The sequence below is a fragment of the Paenibacillus sp. 2TAB19 genome, from assembly GCF_052115185.1.
GTDB lineage: Bacteria > Bacillota > Bacilli > Paenibacillales > Paenibacillaceae > Pristimantibacillus.
Genome location: NZ_JBFRGE010000063.1, coordinates 1 through 19,680 on the forward strand (window position 1 = coordinate 1; position 19,680 = coordinate 19,680).

Here is a 19,680-nt window from a genome sequence, read left to right on the forward strand (position 1 = left end):
GTGCTAGATTGATATCCATTTATTTCATATATTAATAGACTCGAATCTGGCTCAGATGCGCAGTGACCGGACAGCATGCCTATGAATAAGGTAATACGTACAGATGCCTAGCCGCCATGGCGGGGCATCATCCTGTGTGCCTTGGGGGCTGATTGCGTGATCACAGAAACAATGACTGTCCGTTCTATTACGATGAACGAATCCGATCTGCATGAGCTGCTACGGGACGGATGGAGCCGGTCATTCAAGCAAGCAAAGCTGCAGATTGGCGATAAGGTCCATACCGCGCAAATTGGACTTAGAGGCGGCCATACGCGCAATTATCCGAAGAAATCATTCGAAATTCGGGTCGATGACGGAATGACCTACCATTGGAACGCGGAGTATGACGATCCATCGATGATTCGAAATGCGTTGTCATTCGCTTTTTTCAATCAAATTCATGTTCCGGCTCCGAAAACAAAGCCAATATGGGTAACGATTAACGGAGTGCAAGAGGGCGTCTATCTGGAGATTGAAGCGGTGAACAGCCATTTTTTCGAGAAAAGGAATATTGGTTTTCGCTCACTCATATATGCCGTACATGATCACGCGGATTTCGGTCTTATTGAGCCGGACAGCAAACAGAGGAAACCTTCGTTATTTGGCGGCTACGAGCTTGTTATTGACGCTGGAGATACGAAGAAACGGCTCGTCTCGTTCATAAGAAATTTGAATCAGTTAACTGGTCATGAATTATTTGAGTATCTTGCTCGCCGTCTCGACATCAAGCAATATTTACGCTGGCTTGCTGGAGCTGTATTAACGGGCAATTATGACGGCTTTGATCAGAACTACGCGCTTTATGAAACGCGTACCAGCAAGCGATACCGGATTATTCCATGGGATTATGAAGGTACTTGGGGAAGAAACTGTTATGGCAAGGTGTGCGGCAACAATCTTGTTCGGCTGCAGGGCTATAATAACTTGACCGATACCTTGTTCACCTTCGAAGAATGCCGCAGAAGCTACGGAGCCATCATGAAGAGACTGCTCGATGAACAATTTACGCATGAGAAATTGGATCCGCTTATTGAGAGGATGCATCAGCGCCTGACACACGCTATTCGCAGCGATTATACGCGCAAAGCAAGCTACGACAGCTTCCTGTCGGAGCCTGAATTCATACGCGATTATATCGATGATCGGCGAGAAATGCTTCGCGAAGCGCTGAAGCAGTGGAACTAACGGATTAACATCGCTACATCAGAAAATACCCATGCTCAAATATCTTTCGCCCGTATCCGGGGCAATGCATAATACGCGCTTCCCGGCTCCAAGCTTCTTAGCGACTTGCATAGCCGCCCATACGGAAGCGCYTGCAGACGGACCGACAAGCAGACCTTCGCTTGATGCGAGCTTACGCATCGTTGATAAGGCATCATCATCGGATACTTGGATAATTTCATCATAAACAGATGTATTGAGAATACTCGGCACGAAACCTGGACTTGTGCCTACCAGCTTATGCGGTCCAGGCACGCCACCCGATAATACGGGAGAGCCCTGCGGCTCCACAACCGCGATATGCAGATGAGGCAGAAGCGCCTTCAACGTCTCGCCTGTACCCGTTATCGTACCGCCTGTACCAGCGGTTGCTACGAAGGCATCGAGACGTCCATCGGTCTGCTCCATAATTTCAAGCGCCGTTGTGCGTCTGTGCGCATCGGGATTTGCTTCGTTCTCGAATTGATTCGGTATGTAGCTGCCAGGCAATCCGGCATGCAGCTCTTCCGCCTTGCGTATCGCGCCCGGCATACGCTCCGCTGCAGGAGTTAACACAACCTGAGCGCCGTAGGCCTGGAGCATCTTTATTCTCTCCACGCTCATATTGTCCGGCATAATCAGAATAAGCTTATATCCCCTCGCTGCCGCGGTCATAGCGAGCCCAATCCCGGTATTGCCGCTCGTGGGCTCGATAATCGTATCGCCCGGCTGAATMAGATTTCGTTGCTCCGCATCCTCAATCAGTGAGTATGCAGCCCGATCCTTCACGCTGCCGCTCGGATTGAATCGCTCCAGCTTCACGCACACCTCTGCGCTGCCTTCCTCCACTATTCTCTGCAGCGCGACAACAGGCGTATTGCCGATCAATTGTGTAATATTAGAAACGATTCTTGGCATTCGTTCATTCCTCCTTACTTATATTGTTTTTTTGCAGAAATGGCCGCATAAGCCACCAGCCTGCGATCGGTACGATACCAACCCCGAACATCAGCCACGTAATGGCTCTTGGCGAATCGTTAAGCGGCAGCACAATTAAGTACATCGACAATCCGATTAAGCGGCCAATCACGAGTCCTGCTTCCCTTAGAACAATAAATTCCTCGCGCTCGCGCGCGCTCTCTTCCGTTTGCCCGATCAAGTCGAATACACGTGTTGTCATCGGAATGATGTACAACGGTATAAACAAGGACGTGCCGATCCCGAACATTAGCAGCGTCATATATGATACTTTCCAGAACAAAGGCAAGATAACTGCGGCAATCATAACGGCACCGATCAGCATCGCTAGCTTGTGATTTTTTTTGCTCAGCTTTTTACCGATAAGCCAGAAGCTCACTAAGGCAACCAAAGACGTAATCAGCGAATATGAACCGAGCTTGCTCTCATTCTTCGTAGCAATGAAGACGGTAAGTCCAACAAGAAACATAAATACACCCTCGCGAACGCCTTGTGCTGCAATTGCAGGGAACATGCGCCGCCATGGGTTTCCTTTGGTCATCAATTGCTGAATGCCATGCTTCCAATTGTATGTGCCTTGACCATGCTTCTTCTTTAGCCAGAAGCTAAGTACGACGCTTACTGCGAAGATGACGAGTGAAATCGTAAAAATAAGGCGATATCCTTGCTCATCCTTCAATCTCGTAATCAAGAAGCCAGATACCCATGGCGCTACTATACCCGCCGCTGAGCCTAGCAGTCCTGCCCAGCCGTTGAATCGGTCACGAGTATCCGGATCGGTGACTTCGAAGTAGACGACGTTGAATGCCAGCCAGAACATGCCAAGCGACATGCCGCTTAACATGCCAAGCGGTACGACATAGGACTTGGCAGCCGAGCCTAACAATAGGACAACKCTGTAAAAGACACCCGACATTAAGATGCCAAGCCTAAGACTATGCATCTTGTTATGCTCTTTAACCCATTTCCCTGCGACCCAGAACGTTAATCCGCTAATGACGTATTGTCCTAAGGTGAACCAACCGATCACCATATAAGAACCGCCGCTTGCTTTCCATAAGTAGACGGGCACGAACGTCCCCGACAGCGCGTTAGCGATGCCAAACAGCGCCTGCACAATGAGCAGAAGCGCGGCTTGACGATCCAATGATTTGGCCAAAACGATTCCTCCCGCATATCGGCGTCAGAATTACGTTTTGTAACATTCCCTTAAAGCGCTGGACGCATGCCCGTCCATATTTGCCATTGCTTATTCCGGCTTAGCAAGCCGTTTAAGAAGCTGCTGTCGATTCGATTGGCTTAGCATTGATGAAGTGTGGAAGCATGACGGGCATACATACCATACAAGCTCAAGCGGAGCCGGCAATACGGGCTGCCCGAGTACAGGAGAAACCGTCGGCTTGAATGAATCGCCGCCGATCGACTGCGTGCCCGCCTCAAGCATAAACTCTCTGCAGCTTGGACATTCCGGCACTTCATCCTGCTCATCCGTAATTCGTTGCAGCGTGCTCTCTAGAGCAAGCGAAGATCGATCTGTATTTCTGTAGCCTTCGCCCTCGGCAAGCCAACGCTTATGGCCGTGATCATGGCCATCGGAATCGTCTTCCTCATCCTCCTGCCATTGATCGTTGCTGTCTTGCTCCTCTTCCTCTGCCTCTTCCTCCGTATCTCCACCAAGCTCTATCGTACGATAGCTGCTCAACTCATTGCCGCAATGCGGACAATGCTTCTCCGGTCCAAATTCCGGATCCCATGTAATTTCCGTCAAACACCATGGGCAAATAACTTCCTCGCTCATTGTTCGCGCTCCTTAATTGTTAATTAAATAAATGACGCCGAATACGAAAAATAAAATAGCTACAACGAGCAAAATACTCCACAAATATTTCATGAACTAATCCTCCAGCCGCTATATAACCGTAGCCCCGATCACATAAGAAAGGGAGATCGAGATGACCATGGCAATCATACCGACAGCTCGGTTATCCTTTTGAATTTCATCGTCGATGCGGAACACTGGCGTTAGAAACTCGAACAAGAAGTACGCCGCCAGCAAAATAATAAATCCAAACGCGCCCCAAATTAGGCTCTGATACACCGAATCGTTCGCCTCGATGGAGAAGCGGAAAATATTGCAAATACCGAATATTTTGCCGCTGGTCGCCATTGCCACTGACACATTGCCCTTCTTGATCTCGCTCCAGCACCTGTACTTCGTCACCAGCTCGAATACAGACAAAAATACAATGAGCGAAAGAACGGTAACCGATACATAAACGAGAGATGCGGCAAATTCATTGGTTAGCAGCTTGTCKACTTCATGTTCCATCCCTAATCCCTCCACCTGATGGCTAATTGGCTGGCTGTCGGGAGGCGAACGAAACGGTTTATTTCAATTCAGCCACCGTAACGCCTGCGCCGCCCTCGCCATAATTGCCTAACCGGTAAGTCTTCACATGACTATGCTTGCGCAAATATTGCTGAATGCCCGTACGCAGCACGCCAGTACCTTTTCCGTGAATAATATAGACTTGACCTAGACCCGATAAGAAAGATTCGTCCAGGAAGCGGTCAACTTCCATTATGGCTTCCTCTAGACTCTCTCCGCGCAGGTCCAGCTCCATTCTTACGTTTTCGTCGCGAGAACGTTTCAAACTTGCAGCTTGTTTCGGCTGCTGCTGCTTGACGGCAGCGGTCGTAGACTTCAGCAGCTCCATATCGTCAAGCGCAACCTTCATCTTCAATATGCCAAGTTGAACCGTCGCCTCTGAGCCATGTATCTCCGCTACGATACCTTTCTGGTTCAAGCTGTACACCATAACCTCGTCGCCGGCTTCAATTTTAACTGGCTTGCTGCCAGCGCTTCCGGCTGCTCCGCCGCGTTTGGGCCTAAGCTGCTCAGGCGAGGCATCGTCGAGCTTGCGCCTTGCCTCGATCAGCTTATGCTCCTTAACCGATGCGCCCTCTTCAAGCGCCAGCTTGCGCAGATCGGAAATAATTTGCTCTGCCTCGCGCTTCGCTTTCGCGACCGCTTCGCGCGCCTCTTCATGCGCCTTCTGCAGCAGCTTCTCCTTCTGCTCCTCGAACTTCAACCGCTCAGCCTCATGCTTCGCTTGCAGCGCCTCTACTTGCCTGCGCAGCGATTCGGCCGTCTGACGCTCCGTTTCGGCGCTGAGACGATTCTCCTCAAGCGAGGCAATCATGCTCTCCACGCGCTGATCGTCTTCACTAACCTCGCCTCGCGCACGATCGATGATATCCGTCTGCAAACCAAGCCGCTCTGCAATGGCGAACGCGTTGCTTCGGCCCGGAACGCCAACGAGCAAGCGATAGGTGGGGCTAAGCGTAGCGACATCAAATTCCATGCTCGCGTTGATGATGCCTTTGCGGTTGAAGGCGTATGCTTTCAACTCGCTATAGTGAGTGGTTGCCACGATACGGCTTTCCTTGGCATGGATGTGTTCCAGTATCGCAATAGCAAGCGCCGAGCCTTCTGCAGGATCGGTACCCGCACCAAGCTCATCAAGCAGCACTAAGCTCTTCGAAGTCATCGACTTCAAAATACGTATGATGTTGGTCAGATGGCTTGAGAACGTACTAAGGCTTTGCTCGATGCTCTGCTCGTCGCCGATATCAGCATAAATCGCATCAAATACGCATAGCTGGCTGCCTTCCTCCGCAGGTACGAACAAACCTGACATCGCCATAAGGCTAAGCAGGCCGATCGTCTTCAGCGAGACTGTTTTGCCGCCCGTATTCGGACCCGTTACGATAATTGCCGAATATTGATTGCCGAGCTCGACATCGATAGGGACGACCTTGTCACTTGCGAGCAGCGGATGGCGTCCGCGCTTCAGCTTCAAGAAACCTCGATCATTCATGCGCGGCTGCGTCGCTTTCATCTCATGAGCCAGTCTTGCCTTAGCAAAGGCGAAGTCAAGTTGTGCGAGCAGCTCCTGATTAATAAGCAGGTCTTCCACATGATCGGCGGTGAGCGCCGTCAGCTTTTGCAATATTTTCTCAATCTCCCGCAACTCGCCCGCTTTGAGCTCGCGCAGCTTGTTGTTCATTGCAACAATCGCTTCCGGCTCGATAAACAGCGTTGCTCCAGACCCCGATTGGTCATGTACAATTCCGCCGAAGTTAGACCTATATTCCTGCTTAACCGGAATAACGTAACGATCGTTGCGAAGCGTTACTATTGCGTCCTGCAGCATTTTTTGTACGGAAGAGGAGCGAATCATTTGCTCCATCTTCTCGCGTATGCGCGATTCCCCTGAACGGAGCTCGCGGCGAATCGACGCAAGCTCAGAGCTTGCGCTGTCCATCACTTCCGCTTGGTCGTCAATACAGTCGAAGATCGCATCCTCAAGCGGCTTATTCTCCGTTAGTTGCTCCGCTTGGAACTGCAGCATCGGAATCGGGTGATCTTCGTGAATAACGCCGATATGCTTCTTCACGCGGCGCCCGCCGCGCGACGTCGAAGCAATGTTCAGCAGCTCCTCGGGATTAAGCGTGCCGCCGATTCTTGCTCGGTGCAGCGGCGCTGTAATATCGGTTATGCCGCCGAAAGGGGCGCTCCCCTTCAAGCGGTCAGCCGTATATGCTTCATCCGTCGCTTGCAGCATCGGTTTGACGGCCTCCAAATCGGATACCGGCTGTAACTGCTCCGCCGCGGCTTTGCCCAGCGAAGTAGCCGCATGATGCGTCAATTTATGTATGATTTTAGGAAATTCTAATGTCGTTAAAATTTTGGTGTCCAACCGTTAACACTCCTCTCGCCCTACTATTATAGCCGAACCGCGCGTTCGTTGCACGATATGATGCCCTTCCCGTACATAAAAAACAAGCAAAGGGTCACAATAGAAACGAACATACTTAACCAACCCGGCTTTTGCTCCACAGAAGCTAATACGGATCGCTTCACAAACGAATTAAGCTGATGCTTACGAAGCAAGTTTTTTGCTTCACAAAAAACCTAAGCTGATGCTTACGAAGCAGTTTTTTTGCTTCACAAAAAACCTAAGCTGATGCTTACGAAGCAAGTTTTTTGCTTCACAAAAAACTTTTAGGAGGATTCAAATATGAGTTTCATCGGTCATGTCGTGCGTTTCATCGTGTCGGCTCTAGTGTTGATGGTTGTTGGCTTCATCGTTCCGCAATTCAGCGTTGGCGGCTTTTGGAGCGCATTGTTGCTCGCGCTTGTCATTGCGGCGCTCGGCTGGATTGTTGAAGGCATCTTCGGCAAGCGGGTTACGCCGTTCGGACGCGGTATCGTCGGCTTCCTCGCCAGCGCAGCCGTCATCTGGCTAGCCCAATTCATCGTAGGCGGAGTGACGGTTACTTGGCTTGGAGCGATCCTCGCCGCGCTTGTGATCGGCATTATCGACCTGTTCATACCGGTCAGCACGCCATATGAAGCAGGTCGCAGAAATCACGATTAACCACAGCTGATTAATATTACAGATAACGTGAAGCCCTTGAGAGCGGATTCCGGCGATCAAGGGCTGTTTTTATGCGTTCATTTTGCTGTGCTGCTTCTACAAAAAAATCACATGAAATTCATAAGTTTGTCAAACACATGTCACAGCAAATGCTGCGATTATACGCTAAAATAAGGTGTACAAACATTTTCCAATTTGGAAGGGGATCTATGAAATGAAAAAATGGCTGCTATTTGCTGCCGCATTGTGCCTAGTCGCTGTACTCGCTGCATGTGGAGCAAAATCGGATAATCAAGAGAATGCCGGCAACGGCGATGCAGTTGCTGCCGATTCCGGCGCTGCCAGCGCAGAGGTTATTATCACAGCTGCGAACTGGGAGTTCGATCAGAAGGAATACAAAATAAAAGCTGGCGAAGCAACGAACATTACGCTCAAATCGACGGACGGCGTACATGGCGTCAAAATCGACAAAGTCGATAACATCGCAACAGGCCAAACCAAAACGGTTACGGTTGCAGAGCCTGGTACTTACGAAATGATCTGCAGCGTCCCTTGCGGCAACGGCCACAGACAGATGAAAGCAACGCTCGTTGTAGAATAACGCTATTCGCAGGCAGACTGGCACTCTTTTAGTTTACAGCATAGCCTAATCAAGACCTGCCGACAGGCAGGTCTTGATTGCTTTTACGGGCATAAACTAAAGTTATCGGCAAGCTCGCAGCCAAACGAATTAAACTTCGCTGTGGGGCTGTGCGAACGGGGCAGAGCGCTATATCATTTTTACTTTAGTTATGAGTAAAAATTTCTAATGGCTTATCCTCTTCCCCTGCTGCGCCGCCTCTGATAAGATGGTCACAACATAAATGATGATTGGAGGAATGGTGATGGGAGTATTGACTAATCGAGTCGCCATTGTAAGCGGTGCAGGAACAGGACTTGGCCGCGCAGCATCTATATCGTTCGCGGCGGAAGGCGCCGACGTCGTCCTTCTTGGACGCCGAGCGTCGAAGCTTGAGGAAACGGCGCAGCTCGTTAAGGAGCGTACCGGTAAGGACGCTTTGCTGCTGCAGACAGATGTCTCCGTCGATCACCAAGTCCAGCATTCTATCGAATTGGCCTACGAGCAGTTCGGCCGCGTCGATATTTTACTAAATAATGCAGCCGTATTGGAGCCAGGAACGGTGCTTGAGCTCACATCGGAAGAGTGGCAGAATCAAATCTCTGTGAATCTCACAGGTCCCTTCCTATTATCGAAAGCGACGCTGCCTTTCATGCGCAAAGCCAGATACGGCAGAATTATTAATATTACATCCGGCCTATCGTGGAATGGAGCAGGCGGCTATGCTGCATATAGCGCGGCGAAGGCAGGACTCGAGTCGCTTACGCGCACGCTCGCAGATGAAGAGCATGAGCACGGCATACTCGTTAATTTGTATAACCCGGGTACCCTGCGCACCGAGATGCACGCCACCGGCAAAGATCCGGCGATCGTCACTCCCGATCTGATCCGATTGGCTAGCCTGCCGCCAGGCGGACCGACCGGCACCATTCTATCGTATGGATGAAGACTAAGTTTTGACGACTACTAAAACCGCCGCATGTGTTCCTTATTGGGATACGAATGCGGCGGTTTTTGCATACCGTACAGCGCGAACGATGCTAGTTCAGTTCGACAAAATACCGTTAAAATCGCTTGTCTGACGAAATCCCGCGAATACGTTCGACATTTTACTTGTATAACGACTAGCCGCTAACCGACAAGCGTTTGAGTGGATATTGTCCAATGAAACAGACCATTTCAGCAGAAAAGTAACATTTGAGTGGAAAACATACAACCAAATCTCCTCATTCTGCTCCATTTCATTAATCCAGCTCTTTTTTGCCTGTACTAAATCCATTCAAGAGTCCATGATTCAGAGGACTCACCTCATTTGATTGGATAAAATCCAATACCATACTCCGTCATATAGGAATATACAATAATCCCCGAATTCGAATGCGACGGCTCCAACCGTTACTATCGAATCGGGGATTATTTTTATTCATAGGCTAGCTGCGTTCGATCAATTCGATCCATTCATTGTATTCCGTCTGCAGCTTCGAATACTCCTGCTTCAACTTCTGATGCTCTTCAACCAGACGGTCATGCTCCTGCATCAGCTGCTCGGCAGCATGAGATGCTTCATCAAGCTCCATCACGAGTTGACCCGATTCGCCGTTCAGTTCATCCTTCCGAGTGGATGCTGAGGCTACCTCCGACATCGCGCGGGCGAGCTCGTCGCGGAGCGATTCCTCCTCGGCTTCCTGCGCCTGCTTCTCCTGTACAAGCCGGTCAGCCTCAGCGGCGTTGCGCTGAGCTTGCTGGCGCTGCTCCTCTAATTGCTCGCTCAGCTCGCTCAGGCGGGCATCCGCCGCCTCCAACTGCTGCGATACAATACGCTCGCGCGCCGCAGTCAATTCCAGCTGCTCCACGAGCTCAAGCTCGCGGTTGCCGATTTCCTCAAGCTCCTTGCGGATTGCCGCCTCGCTTGCAGATGCATTCTGTGCCTGCTCCTGCAGCGATTCCAGCTCGCTCTCGAGCCGTTCAAGCCTTGCTTCCAGCTCTCGCGTCTGCTTCTCGTAATCATGCCGCTGCTGATACAGCTGCTCCTCCGACATCGCTTGAAGCTGTTCTAGCTTTTCACTGCTTTCCACTTGAAGCTGCAAGTAGTGCTCGCCAGCTTCCGAGCTCGCTTGCTCCATACGCTGCTCGAATTCTACCTTCAACTGGCTGTCACGAGCGTCACGAGCCGAAAGCTCCTCGCGCAGCGCTTGCAGCTCAGCCGTATGCTGTGCTGCCAGTCGTTCGGCGCTCTCCTCGAATTCAATCTGGGAAGCCAACTGCTGCTCCTCCAATTGCTCCTTGCTTCTTGCTTGCAGCTCCTCAAGCGCCTTATCCTTGCTTCTCCGTTCGTTTTCAAGCTCTGATTGCCATGCAAGGCGCTGTTCGTCCAATTCAGCCTTTGTCTGCTCGCGCAGTTCATTTAACTGCGCGAGTGCGGCCTCAGCAGCTTGTTCCAGCTCAATCTGCAGGTTCATCTGCGTCTCTTCATGCTCGCGAACCGCAGCATCCAATTTCTCTTTGTACTCCGCTTCAACAGCTGCCAAGCGAGTGTTTAGCCGTTCAACGGCTTCCCGCTGTTGCTGCTCGAGAGCTCCAGCATTCCGCTGAACAAGCTCCTCATTCTCAAGCTGCTGCTCCAGCAGCTCTTCCTCAAGCTGAACGCGCTGCTCTTCAAGCTGGCTCGCCTTGCCCGCAGCCTGCTCATACTGCTCGCTAAGCGCTGCCAACTGCTCCTCTGCAGTCTTGCTCTGCTTCTCAGCTTCGGCAAGCGCTAAGCGCTGCTCTTCAAGCTGGCTCTCCGTCTGCCGCAGCTGCGCAATTACATTGTCGCTTTTGGCTTGAAGCTCCGTAAGCTCAGCTCGCGTTTCCTCCAACTGACCATCACGCTCACTGCTTTCCAGCTCCAGCTTCGCATACGATGCACGGAATGCCTCTTCCTGCTCCAGCGCTTGACCGATCTGCTCGTCGGCTAGCACAATTCGCCGCTCCATCGCTTCCTTGTCCGCATTCCAGCCTTGCTGCAGCTCAGCTGCTTGCGCTTGAAGCCTTGCCCGCTCCTCCAGCCAACCGTTCCGGCGGCGTTCAAGATCGGACCGGAAAGCCTGCTCCGCCTGAGCAGCCTCATCCTTCAACGCTTGCTCCCTCTCAGCCGCTTGCTGCTCGCGTTCAGATGCGGTAGCAGCCGCCTCAGCCAGCCAGCTTTGCTCCCGCTCGTCCCACTTGCGTTGCCATTGCTCTGCAAGTGCGGCTAACTCCGCCGACTTCTCATTAACGATAGCGCTAAGCTGCTCTTCCTTGGCAAGCTCCAGCTCAAGCAACGCTTCCTCTTTCGCGCTAACCAGCTTGCTAAGTTCCTCGTCCTTCACGCGCTTGAACTCCGCTAATTCCTCGTCCTTAACCCGCTGAAGCTCGGCAAGCTCCAATTCCTTGGCGTGCTTAAGCTCCGCAAGCTCTTCATCCTTCGAACGAGCAAGCTCCGACAACTGCTCTTCCTTCTCGAAGCCGAGCGCGGCAAGCTTCGCTTCGACCTCAGACTGCAGCGCCGCAAGACTCGCTTCCTTCTCGCTTAACAGCTCCGACCAATGTCCGTCCTTAGCAGCGGCAAGAGCAGCAAGCTGCTCCTCCTTCTCTTGCAGTAGAGAAGCAAGCCGTTCAGCTTGTTCCTCCCTCAATCTTGCAAGCTCCGTTTGCTGCGCCTCGCCGGCTTCCTTCATCGATTGCTCATGCGCTTTCGCTTGCTCAGAGGCAAGCTCCATCATGCTTGCCATCTCGGCTTCAGCCGCAGCCTTCGCCTCCGCAAGCTGCTCCTGAGCTTGCTGCTTCAGCTCCGTAAGCTCTGCTTGTATCGTTGCCGCTTGAACCACAGACTGCTCCAATTGCTGAGTGGCAACAGCCAGCTTCGCTTCCTCCTCCAGCAATCTTGCGTTGTCGCGGCGCAGACGGAACACTTCCTCCGTAATTTGCACCGCAGACAGAACCGCCAGCTTCGGCATATCGAGGCGCGGGTAGCCCTTCGCCAGCTTCTTCATGCTCTCATCGATCGCGCTTGCGACTCGCTTCATGTATTCAACGTTTGTATGGCCTTTAAGTTTGTATTGGACTCCATATATATCAACTGTCACTACTGCTTGTTCAACATCCATTTAGGCGAATCCTCCCATTATCCAAGTCGCTTCACATGAGGTTATTTATATCCGCGGAACACCGCTCCTAAGAGCATCTTTCATTACGGATACCGGGTGCGCATTTTGCTCCATAAAAAGCTGGAAAATCCTTCTTCCTACAAGCAAATATGTGCATAATAAAGCCGCATCGAAGCTCACTAGGAACTATTTCGATGCGGCTTTAAAGGTTTCCTGCCTACTTGCGCAATTCCGCTGCAAAAGATTGTTCTAATTTCACAACAACCTGTTCATGCAGCGCCGATACCTCTTCATCGGTCAAAGTACGCTCGCCATGACGGTATACAAGCGACAGTGCAATGCTCTTCTTGCCCGCTCCGAGCTTCTCCCCAGTAAACACGTCGAACACCTTCACCGACTCCAGCAGTTCGCCCGCCGTCGACCATGCCGTCTCCGTTAAATCTCCCGCTGCAACGTCCTGCGATACGACAACTGCGATATCGCGTGAGATTGCCGGATAACGAGGAAGCGACTTGTACACGATATCTGAGCTGGCCAGCTCGTAGAGCGTATCCAAGCCGATCTCCAGCACGTACGTATCAGCCAGATCAGCCTCCAGCTGAAGCGCCGGATGCAATTGGCCGACATAACCGATAATTTCCGAGCCTTTCGCAGTCGCGATGCGCACAGCTGCTGTGCGGCCAGGGTGGAAGTGCTCCGGCTGAGCCGCTTCATAGGTTACGCTGCCCGATACGCCAAGTACCGAGAACACCGTTTCAAGAATACCCTTCGCATCATAAAAATCAACCGCGACCGCCTTCTGATTCCATTGCGATTCCGTACGGTTTCCAGTCAATAACGCAGCGAAGCGATGCTTCTCTTGCGGCAGGTGCGTCAGCTGTTCTTCGTCGGTATGGAATACGCTGCCGATCTCGAACAGCGATGCCGATTCGTTCTTACGATTGCGGTTATACGCCGCTGTCTCCAGCAATTGCGCGATCAGCGTCGTCCGCAGCACGCTGCGATCCTCGCTCATCGGCATCGACAAGCGAACGGCCTTCGCTCCGCCTGCTAAGCTTGGGAACAGCTTCGTCCGTTCAGGGCCTGTGAACGAGTAGCTTACGACCTCGTGCAAGCCTGCGTCCGTCAGCCGCTTGCGCAGCTCGCGGCGAATCGCTTGCGGCTTCGTCAGCGCGCCAGGCGTAATGTCGCCGTGAATCGGCGTCGTTGGAATGTTATCGTAGCCGTATAGACGCGCTACCTCTTCGATCAGATCGACAGCGCGGGTAATATCTCCGCGGCGGGTTGGCACTTGTACCGTAAATACGCCGGCATCCGAATATTCGTACGCGAAGTGAAGGCGGCCGAATATCGTTTTCACTTCCAAGTCGGACAGCTCGGTACCGAGGTAGCCGTTAATTTTGTCCAAGGACACTGCAACGGAAGACGGCGCAGCTGCTTTCGCTTGAACCTGAACGATTCCCTCCAGCACKAGGCCGCTTCCAAGCTCCGCCATTAGAGCCGCAGCGCGGTCGAGCGCCGGGATTACGCGGGCTGGATCAACCTCCTTCTCGAAGCGGATGCTCGACTCCGAGCGAAGGCCAAGCTGGCGCGATGTTTTGCGAATCGTTCCGCCGTCGAACTTCGCCGACTCCAGCAAAATATTAACCGTTTGCTCCGTAACCTCCGTGCTCGCGCCGCCCATAACGCCTGCAAGCGCAATCGGCTGCTTGCCGTCGGTAATAACGAGCATATGAGGCTCCAAGCGACGCTCCTGGTCATCAAGCGTGACGAGCGTCTCTCCTTCACGGGCTAGACGCACATCAATGCGTCCGCCTGGAACGAGATCCGCGTCGAAAGCATGCAGCGGCTGACCGTATTCGAGCATAACGAAGTTCGTTACGTCAACGATGTTGTTGATTGGTCGCACGCCAGCAGCGATCAGACGATTTTGCAGCCATAATGGGGAAGGACCGATCTTAACGCCCTTAATATATCTGGCCGAATAATGCGAGCATAGATCGGCTTCGCTAATGCTAACCGCAACATGATTCTCGGTTTTGTCAGACGTATGGTTGACCGTCGTATCAGGCAAGCGAACCTCGCGTCCTGTTAGCGCGCCAATCTCATACGCAACACCTAACATGCTTAGGCAATCCGAGCGATTCGGTGTCAGGTCGAGCTCCAGCACTTCGTCGTTAATGCCGAGCACATCAGCGATTGGAGCGCCGATATGCGTCGATTCCGGCAGCACGAGAATGCCTTCCTGTTGATCCTTAGGCAGCAGCTTGTCGTTCAGGCCGAGCTCCTTCGCCGAGCAGATCATGCCTTGCGACTCAACGCCGCGCAGCTTCGCCCGCTTGATTTTGAAATCGCCAGGGAGCACCGCTCCGATAACGGCCACAGGCACGCGTTGACCAGCATCGACGTTTTTGGCGCCGCATACGATCTGAAGCTCCTCGCCTGTACCGACATCGACCTTGCACACATTCAGCTTATCCGCGTCAGGATGCTTCTCCTTCGACTTCACGTAGCCGACAACCACACCGGTAACGCCTTTATTGCGGGATTCCACGCCGTCAATCTCGATACCGCCGCGAGTCATTTTCTCCGCCAGCTCTTCGGCCGTGAAGCCTGCAAGCTCGATATATTCATTCAACCATTTATAGGATACTTTCATAATTGGCTAGCTCCTCTCTCTTCGTCACATTCTCGCAAATTGGCTTAGGAAACGCAGATCGTTCGTATAGAAATGACGGATGTCGTCAATGCCGTACTTCAGCAGCGCGATACGTTCTACGCCCATACCGAATGCGAAGCCGCTAACCTCTTCCGGATCATAGCCGCCCATTTCAAGCACTCGCGGATGTACCATGCCGCAGCCGAGAATTTCGAGCCAGCCCGTTTGCTTGCACATCCGGCAGCCGTTGCCGCCGCATTGCACGCAAGTAACGTCAACCTCGGCGCTTGGTTCAGTGAACGGGAAGAAGCTTGGGCGAAGACGGATTTGCGCTTGCTCGCCGAACATTTGCTGTACGAATTGAAGCAAAGTGCCCTTCAAGTCGCTCATGCGAATGTTGCGGCCGATGACCAGCCCTTCGATCTGATTGAATTGGAACGAGTGAGTCGCATCGTCGTCATCGCGGCGATATACTTTACCCGGGCAAATAACCTTGATTGGCGCGCCATTGCTCGCCTTCATCGTACGAACTTGAACCGGCGACGTGTGTGTACGCATTAAGATATCGTCCGTAATGTAGAACGAATCCTGCATGTCACGCGCTGGGTGATTTTTCGGCAGGTTAAGCGCTTCGAAGTTGAAATAATCGGTCTCAACCTCCGGTCCTTCAGCAATCGAATAGCCGAGGCCGATGAACACGTCCTCGATCTCTTGCGCGACCTTGTTAAGCGGATGCACCGAGCCTGTCGGCAGCGCTTTGCCTGGCAAAGTGACGTCGATCGTCTCCGCGCGAAGACGGTTATTCGTCTCCTCCTGCTGGAACGCTTCCTGCTTCTGCTCGATTACAGATTCAATGGCAGCGCGGACATCATTGCCGACTTGACCGATAATCGGACGCTCCTCGGCGCTTAGTCCGCCCATGCCGCGCAAAATTTCCGTCAACGCGCCTTTCTTGCCCAAGTACTTGACGCGCAAGTCGTTCAACTGCTGCGGATTTTGCACTTGCTCAAGCTCCGCAAGCGCCTCTACGCGCAGTCCTTCCAATCTTTCCTTCATCGTTATCGCCTCCGTTTGTGTACTTCCATCCAGCCCTATAGGCACAAAAAAAGGCCCTCTCTCCCCGAAGGGACGAAAGAACCGTGGTACCACCCTAATTCGGATCGCTGCCAAAACTAAATGTCAGGCAAACAATCCCTTAATCCCATAACGGCGGGAACCGGACACTCCCTACACGCGCGCTCTGCGTCATAACTCTTGACGTAAAGGCGTTTCAGGCGTCTGCTCAAGAGTGAACTTCGGCAGCCTAGTTTCACATAAACGCTCTCAATCTACGGCGTCTACTCCCTGTGCGAAAGCACTGCTTACTTATCTCTATCATCGCTTTCAAGCCATATTAAACATTAATCTTTATTATATGCAATAAGGCGAGCGGTTGCAACCTCATTCGCATTAACGAATCGTCTGAAGCTAGCCGCTGCCATTAGGCTAGCTGTCAATACGCATCATCATCTCTTCAAGCAGCCGAATTCGAGCGAAGGAAGCTCGCAACAATCCAATGCCGATCTCCGGATATAGCCTAATGAGCCGCTCCACTTGATCGCCGGCAAGCTTAAGCACGCGCACCTCGCCAAGCAGCGATTGCGCCGTTACCGACGAAGCCGTGCCATCGAGCGCTGAGGTTTCGCCGCATACATCACCCGTTCCGAGCACGCCGATCGTCCCCTCCCAGCCTGCCGCCGAGACGCTCGTCAGCTCGACATTGCCTTCCACGATCACATACATCGCAGGGTTCGGTACGCCGCGCTGCAAGAGCGGCGCATCATCCGGGTACAACTGCTCGACGGAAATATTAGCGATTAGTCCAAGCTCCTCCAGCGACAAGTCTGCAAAATAAGGGACCTGCCTCAAAAACACGACTTTATTCAAACGGGTCATCATCTGCTGGTCGCCCATATCCCCTTGTCCCCCCTCGGCTGCTGTAATTGAAATCGCTGCGTGATCGGGCTCGCCGCCCGTTAATGCACCGGAAGCGATTTCCCGCCACCAGTCGTCCCGTGAAGTCAGAGCCGGTTCAAGCATCGCAATGGCGGCCTCGTCATCATTCACTTCGCCATCTTCATCGCTCTCCTCGTGCGTACTCACCATAAGCTGGGAAAGTCTTCTATCCCCTATGCCTTCTGCAAGAACTTCCCAAGCATTGCTTCGGATTTCTTCGTCGGGATTGTCTACCGCCCGCTTAATCGTATCAACGACCTGCTCATCGGCAAGCGCCGCGAGCACACTCCACGCACCGTCGAAAATGAATGCACATACCTCTTTATAACGAAGCTCCGCGAGCGCCGCCAATTCCTCCCTACCCAGCTGCTTCAGGGCAATCGAGAATTTCGCGGCCACATTCAATTGGCTGATCCGATCGAGCACATCCTCAATCAATGTCGTTCGAACCTGCTCCTCGGGCAGCAGGACAGCCAAAGCCGATACGGTTGCTTTCCATCGCTTCGCAGACGCTTCCGGCAAGCTCGCCATCAGCGGCTCTATCGCTTCACTCCCCATATGAATAAAACTCTGCGTCGTCGTCCTAAGCATCTCTTGGTCCATCAACGGTAGCTTCTCAAGAAGTTTAGGGATAATCGCGATATAACCAAGCTTCCCTAAACACTCGATGGCCGCGACACGTGATGCGGGATGCCCTTCCCAGACAAGCCTTTCCACCTTCGGAATGAACGTATGCAGCCCCAGCTCTGAAATGACCGGGCATAGGTATACGGACGTTTCGTCTCCTTGATCCAATATCCGGTCAATGACCTCAGAGCAAGCCTCGATGCTCGGCTCATTATTGAAGCTGTACATGGCCTTTACCGCCTCGGCGACAACGCTCGGATGACGATCCAACAGCTTTTGTCTTAAAAAATAAAAAGCATGATGCTCCAGATGCTTCATTCTCGCAATCTGACGGACTCCCTCCGCACGCATCTCGTCATCCGGATCTTCGAGGAAAGCGGCGACCTTCGCCATCGCGACGAGATCCGCTTTCTCTAGATTCATCGCTCTGACCGCAGCAACGCGAATCCGCGGACTCGGATCGTCCATCATCGTAAGCAGTTCCTCCGCATCTCGCGGGTCCTGCATCCTGCCAATGAGCTGAAGCGCAATTTCTCTAGCTGTATCGTCCTTATGTTGCAGCAAGCGTCGCACTTCCGTCATAGCGGTAGAGTTCCCGACAAATTCTTCGAAGGATTCAGCAAAATCCTGTTCGCCGATCGACTGCACGCTATTCACAAGCTCGTTCATATAGTGTCGTCTGCCGAGCCACGCCAGGACGAACAGCAGCAACGCTACGCCAAATCCGACAATGGACAAAGCCGTCCATGACAAGCGTAAACCCGAATGCAGGAACAATAGACCCGCTCCGATCAGAATGCCAGCCGATGCCGCAATGCCTTGCGCCGCATACCTGTAGCTGTCCCTTTGCGTGAGAGGCAGCGTTTTGAAAAACAACTGGTAGGCGGGCTCGGCCCAATAATAATAGAGCAGATAGATTAGGATATAACCTCCGGATATGAAAGGCAGCGCTGCCGCACCGCCGATAAAGATGGAGGCCGCCGCGAATGAAATAATGTTGACGGCGGCTATCGCCGTCAGCATTTTGCTTGCGCCGAACCTCGCCATCAGTTTCCCCGATACGATCTGCAATAGGAAAGCGAGTATGTACAGCACCATCGTAATCATGCCAAAGTAACGGCTGAATGATTGCTCATCTGGATAGGAGTGCTTTGTGACAATGAGAAGCTCGTATTCAATCAAGAAATACAGAGCTGGCATCAGCGACATGATTAATATAACAATTAATAGGAAAGGTGAACGYAACGCATGCTTGAACACCGTTCCGGTTGAAACCATCTCTTCCTCTTCCCGATCGGACTCAATCTTAAGCGACAATGGAACGAGATATTGGGTGATGACTTTATTGTAATTGCCCCAGGAGACCAGAAGAAACACGGCGCCAACGGCATAAATTACGGCAGGTCCGAACACAAGGCTGATTAATTGTGCAAGCAAACCGGCAGTAATACCGCCAAGCGTGGTCGCTCCGATGAATACCGGCATCAGCCGCTTCGCCTGCTGGGTTGAACATAGATCGACAGCCAGCCCCCATAACAGAATCGTTTGCTGTCTGACGACAAAGTTGGACAAGATGAACATCACGGGATAAAACCATTTGAATTCAACGCCAAAGCTCTCAAAGCTCATTAAAATGATAGAGTTGACTACGACGATGCCGATCATAGTCCCGAACATGACCCGCATGAGCTGCGGCTTTGAAAGCTTCCCCGCAAGCCACGACAGCAGCCATGCCTCGAGCGGCAATAGAATCGCTTCTATGACATAAACATAGGAAAGATAGTCGCTGCCGAACCTCTGATTGAACAGCGCCATAAACCCGTTATAATTCAGCGTTTCCGCTATTCCGCAAATGAAGAATACAGGAGCCATCATAAGCAGCTTACGGTAATCTTCCGGCCTGGAATTAATAGCGCGCAACAATTGTACTGCTTTCATAGCGATTAAACCTTATTCCGGACGTTAATCTCCCGGATTTCCTCTTCT

The 19,680-nt window shown here is 52.2% G+C and carries 13 protein-coding genes; 4 read left to right on the forward strand and 9 right to left on the reverse strand.

The window, feature by feature from the left end; genetic code table 11:
* Positions 1–156: 156 nt before the first annotated feature.
* Positions 157–1,227 carry a CotH kinase family protein gene (locus AB4Z33_RS22985; protein WP_442052126.1) on the forward strand — a complete coding sequence of 357 codons (1,071 nt, stop codon included), beginning with the start codon at positions 157–159 and terminating at the stop codon, positions 1,225–1,227.
* Between the two features lie 18 nt (positions 1,228–1,245).
* Here the strand turns inward: AB4Z33_RS22985 and cysK are convergent, their stop codons facing one another.
* From cysK to AB4Z33_RS23010, 5 genes are all read right to left on the reverse strand, one after another.
* A complete protein-coding gene (gene cysK, locus AB4Z33_RS22990; RefSeq protein WP_442052127.1) occupies positions 1,246–2,163 on the reverse strand; it encodes a cysteine synthase A in 918 nt (305 codons plus the stop codon).
* A 4-nt stretch (positions 2,164–2,167) separates the two neighbouring features.
* Positions 2,168–3,382 (reverse strand): MFS transporter, encoded by a 1,215-nt coding sequence (locus AB4Z33_RS22995; protein ID WP_442052128.1) that lies wholly within the window; start codon positions 3,380–3,382, stop codon positions 2,168–2,170.
* A 90-nt stretch (positions 3,383–3,472) separates the two neighbouring features.
* The gene (locus tag AB4Z33_RS23000; RefSeq protein WP_442052129.1) at positions 3,473–4,021 is read right to left on the reverse strand and encodes a hypothetical protein; all 549 of its coding nucleotides are present in this window, start codon (positions 4,019–4,021) and stop codon (positions 3,473–3,475) included.
* Positions 4,022–4,132: 111 nt separating this feature from the next.
* Entirely contained in the window at positions 4,133–4,552 is a 420-nt protein-coding gene (locus AB4Z33_RS23005; RefSeq protein ID WP_442052130.1) for a DUF350 domain-containing protein, read from the reverse strand.
* A 58-nt stretch (positions 4,553–4,610) separates the two neighbouring features.
* Positions 4,611–6,986 carry an endonuclease MutS2 gene (locus AB4Z33_RS23010; protein ID WP_442052131.1) on the reverse strand — a complete coding sequence of 792 codons (2,376 nt, stop codon included), beginning with the start codon at positions 6,984–6,986 and terminating at the stop codon, positions 4,611–4,613.
* 321 nt (positions 6,987–7,307) lie between these two features.
* Between AB4Z33_RS23010 and AB4Z33_RS23015 the strand changes: the two genes are divergently transcribed.
* From AB4Z33_RS23015 to AB4Z33_RS23025, 3 genes are all read left to right on the forward strand, one after another.
* Positions 7,308–7,667: a phage holin family protein gene (locus AB4Z33_RS23015; protein WP_442052132.1), complete on the forward strand. Its 360-nt coding sequence runs from the start codon at positions 7,308–7,310 to the stop codon at positions 7,665–7,667.
* Positions 7,668–7,881: 214 nt separating this feature from the next.
* Positions 7,882–8,268 (forward strand): cupredoxin domain-containing protein, encoded by a 387-nt coding sequence (locus AB4Z33_RS23020; RefSeq protein WP_442052133.1) that lies wholly within the window; start codon positions 7,882–7,884, stop codon positions 8,266–8,268.
* 283 nt (positions 8,269–8,551) lie between these two features.
* Positions 8,552–9,232 carry an SDR family NAD(P)-dependent oxidoreductase gene (locus AB4Z33_RS23025; protein ID WP_442052134.1) on the forward strand — a complete coding sequence of 227 codons (681 nt, stop codon included), beginning with the start codon at positions 8,552–8,554 and terminating at the stop codon, positions 9,230–9,232.
* 484 nt (positions 9,233–9,716) lie between these two features.
* On the opposite strand, the gene zapA is transcribed toward AB4Z33_RS23025, so the two are convergent.
* The 4 genes from zapA to AB4Z33_RS23045 form a co-directional block, all read right to left on the reverse strand.
* Entirely contained in the window at positions 9,717–12,413 is a 2,697-nt protein-coding gene (gene zapA, locus AB4Z33_RS23030) for a cell division protein ZapA (protein ID WP_442052135.1), read from the reverse strand.
* A gap of 217 nt (positions 12,414–12,630) precedes the next feature.
* Positions 12,631–15,072, reverse strand: a complete 2,442-nt coding sequence (gene pheT, locus AB4Z33_RS23035; protein WP_442052136.1) for a phenylalanine--tRNA ligase subunit beta — start codon at positions 15,070–15,072, stop codon at positions 12,631–12,633.
* A 24-nt stretch (positions 15,073–15,096) separates the two neighbouring features.
* Positions 15,097–16,128: a phenylalanine--tRNA ligase subunit alpha gene (gene pheS / locus AB4Z33_RS23040; protein ID WP_442052137.1), complete on the reverse strand. Its 1,032-nt coding sequence runs from the start codon at positions 16,126–16,128 to the stop codon at positions 15,097–15,099.
* Between the two features lie 429 nt (positions 16,129–16,557).
* On the reverse strand, positions 16,558–19,632 hold the full coding sequence (locus AB4Z33_RS23045) for an Npt1/Npt2 family nucleotide transporter (RefSeq protein ID WP_442052138.1): 3,075 nt from the start codon (positions 19,630–19,632) through the stop codon (positions 16,558–16,560).
* Between the last annotated feature and the right edge of the window lie 48 nt (positions 19,633–19,680).

What these genes read in the sequence shown, in the direction of transcription:
- pheS (WP_442052137.1), bottom strand. Translation starts at nt 16,128, where the DNA reads ATGAAGGAAAGATTGGAAGGACTGCGCGTAGAGGCGCTTGCGGAGCTT.
- AB4Z33_RS23020 (WP_442052133.1), top strand. Translation starts at nt 7,882, where the DNA reads ATGAAAAAATGGCTGCTATTTGCTGCCGCATTGTGCCTAGTCGCTGTA.
- AB4Z33_RS23025 (WP_442052134.1), top strand. Translation starts at nt 8,552, where the DNA reads ATGGGAGTATTGACTAATCGAGTCGCCATTGTAAGCGGTGCAGGAACA.
- AB4Z33_RS23000 (WP_442052129.1), bottom strand. Translation starts at nt 4,021, where the DNA reads ATGAGCGAGGAAGTTATTTGCCCATGGTGTTTGACGGAAATTACATGG.
- AB4Z33_RS23015 (WP_442052132.1), top strand. Translation starts at nt 7,308, where the DNA reads ATGAGTTTCATCGGTCATGTCGTGCGTTTCATCGTGTCGGCTCTAGTG.
- zapA (WP_442052135.1), bottom strand. Translation starts at nt 12,413, where the DNA reads ATGGATGTTGAACAAGCAGTAGTGACAGTTGATATATATGGAGTCCAA.